2 protein-coding genes are annotated in these 2,852 nt (G+C 68.3%); both read right to left on the reverse strand.

Annotated features, from left to right (window positions below; genetic code table 11):
* Window positions 1-294: 294 nt before the first annotated feature.
* Window positions 295-1,671, reverse strand: coding sequence for an FAD-binding oxidoreductase (locus IRZ30_RS16850; protein WP_294086848.1), 1,377 nt, complete (start codon window positions 1,669-1,671; stop codon window positions 295-297).
* 349 nt (window positions 1,672-2,020) lie between these two features.
* A partial coding sequence (locus IRZ30_RS16855) for an ATP-binding protein (protein WP_294086849.1) occupies window positions 2,021-2,852 on the reverse strand: 832 nt, incomplete at its 5' end.

Genomic DNA, 2,852 nt, shown 5'->3' on the forward strand with positions numbered 1-2,852 from the left:
TGATACGGTGTCTAGCGTCTGGGCCTGTGCCCGGGGCTCAAGCCGCCGGGCTAGGAAGCGAAGCCCACTGAAGGGGCTGGGGATGCGGCATTCTGCGGGTGGTCGGATCGACTCCGCCTACAACCATTTCATTCGTGAATCTCCATCTCCGAGCGGCCCCGTGTCGCAAGCGCTGGCCGGCAGTCTTCGCGTCAAGTCTCTCCTGGCCGCCCAGAATCCTACGGTGGTCGCCGACAGCGCCCTGTGTGCGGTTGCCCCAACATCCCCGTTCCACGGCGCGTGGTTGTCAGGCATTTACACAGTGACGTCGAGACGCTCACTCGTCGCTCCGGTCGCGTCCGTCTGGGCGGCCGGGGTGCGACGACCACGCCAGCGGCGGTACTCGATCCATCCCTGGAAGGCCAGGTGGCGGAGCCACCCAGCGGGGAGCCGCGGGTGGTTCCGCGGCGGGCGCAGCAGCGCGAGATCGGGGTCCGGGTTACCCAGGATGCTCTGCGCCAGCAGGAACCCGAAGAAGTGGGTGGGCATCACCCCCGACCCGTTGTACCCCGCCGCGATGTGGATGTTGTCGTCGACCTGCCCGGAGACGGGCCACCAGTCGGCCGTGCGTGCGGTGACTCCGTGCCATTCGTACTCGATCGGCACGTCGGCGAGCCACGGGTAGCGCTGCAGCAGCTCGCGCCGGCCGATCTCGCGTTCGCGCTCGCCGATCTCCCAGCTCGTCCCCTCGAAGGGGCGATGCCCGAGCACGTGGCGGTAGAAGAACCGCCGGTCGGGTGTCGAACGGACCGTGTGGGTGTAGTAGCCGCCCGCTTCCAGGCGGAACGGCCAGCGCTCCAGACCGCTCCGCTCCCACTCTTCCGGGGTCAATGGTCGAGTCACGATGACGCGGTGGTGCATCGTCAACAGCACGGACCGTGCGAAGCCGAGCTGCTGCGTGTAGCCGTTCGTGGCCATGACAAGGTGCTGGGCCGTGACCCGCCCGCCGGGCGTGTGCAGCGTGATCGAGCGTCCCCGATCGATCTGCACGACGGGCGTCCACTCGTACATTTCCGTCCCACGCCGCTGGTTGGCTTCGACCAATCCCGCAATGAGCTTACCTGGGTGCAGCCAGTTGGCCGTGGAGACCTCAGCCGCGGCGTAGAACGGGGAGCCGACCTCCCGAGCGAGCTCTTCGCCGCTCAGGTCAGGGTTGGGGCATCGCTGCGCGGTCGAGTACAGGGTGATGCAAGGAATTCCCTCGGCCAGATCGAAGTCGATCCCCTCGGTCGCGGCGAAGGTCTGAAGGAGCTGGTAGCCGCGTTCCGCGCTCGGGGAGGGATCGTGGCCGCGGAACCGGGCGCGGACCCCGCCGGAGTTGCGTGAACTGGCGCCCGAGCCGAACCGCTGTGCTTCGAGCAGGACGACGCGAAGGCTCGGCTCCAGCTTCTTGAGATAGTACGCCGCGGCCAGCCCGGTAAAGCCGCCGCCCACCACGGCCACATCGACCTGCAGCTCGCGGTCCAGCCGCGGGAACTTCGGGAGCGGCGGGATGGTGCACATCCAGTAGCTCGGCGTCCGCTCCGGCTCGGTCGCGATCTCCATTCGGCGACGAGGCTGCCAGTCGGCGGCCAGCAGTGGTAGGGCCACCGCCGCAGCCCCGGCGATGCCTATCCAACGGCTCCGTCGCATCCCATCTCCTCACGTCAAAGGCCCAGGCCTAGGCCGGACCATACCCTTCTCGTGACGTCGGCGTGCCTCGAGGGCCACGTGACCCATGCAGTCGCAACGGCACGGCGGCGCGGAAGCTCGTGATCCGCGTCCTGACGCCGGCGTCAATCCGAAGCCGTTGGCTGCAGCACAACGCCGTCGGTGTGCGTACCCGAGAGCGCGGCCCATGGTAGAAAGTTCGCGAAACGCTGTCAAATCCATGCTCACAGATCGACGATGGAGCCCTCCCGCGCGATTACCGAAGTGCGAGGCGCGCTTCGAAGGCCCCGGCGTTTCACCCAGGGCGGAACCAGCCGGTCGATATTTCGTCCTATCCCATCTCCTTCGGCCGGTACTGGAGCGCCTCGGCGAGGTGGGCGGGGGCGATGTCGTCGGAGCCGGCCAGGTCGGCGATAGTGCGGGCCAGTTTGAGCACGCGGTGGTAGGCGCGGGCCGAGAGGGAGAGCTGCTGCACGGCGGCTCGCATCAGCCGTTCGCCCGTCTCGTCCAGTCGGCAGTACTCGCGGATCTCGGCCGGTCCCATGTCGCAGTTGAGATGCAGGCGGGTGCCGGCGAAGCGCCGGGCCTGGATGGCGCGGGCCGCCTCGACGCGAGCGCGCACCGCTGCTGATGGCTCGCCGAGGCGGCGGTCGGCCAGCTTCTCGTACTCGATCCGGGGTACCTCCAGGTGGATGTCGATGCGGTCGAGCAGCGGGCCGGAGATGCGCTTCTGGTAGCGGGTGATCGCGGTAGGCGAGCAGGTGCAGGGCTTCACGGGGTCGCCGAAAAAGCCGCAGGGACAGGGGTTCATCGCTGCGACAAGAATGAACGATGCTGGAAATGTGATAGCACCGGTGGCGCGCGAGATGGTAACGATGCGGTCCTCCAGTGGCTGACGCATGACCTCCAGCACGCGCTGGCTGAACTCGGGGAGCTCGTCGAGGAACAGCACGCCGCGGTGGGCCAGGGTGATCTCGCCGGGTCGGGGCCACGTGCCGCCGCCAACCAGCCCGGCGTAGCTGATGGTGTGGTGCGGCGCGCGGAAGGGCCGCTGGCGCAGCAGGGGGCGGTCGGCCGGGAGCAAGCCGGTCACCGAGTAGATCTTGGAGACCTCCAGCGCCTCCTCCCGTGTCAGCGGTGGCAAGATCCCGGGCATGGCGCGG

The sequence above is a fragment of the Sphaerobacter sp. genome (assembly GCF_019683595.1).
In the GTDB taxonomy this organism is placed as follows: domain Bacteria; phylum Chloroflexota; class Chloroflexia; order Thermomicrobiales; family Thermomicrobiaceae; genus Sphaerobacter.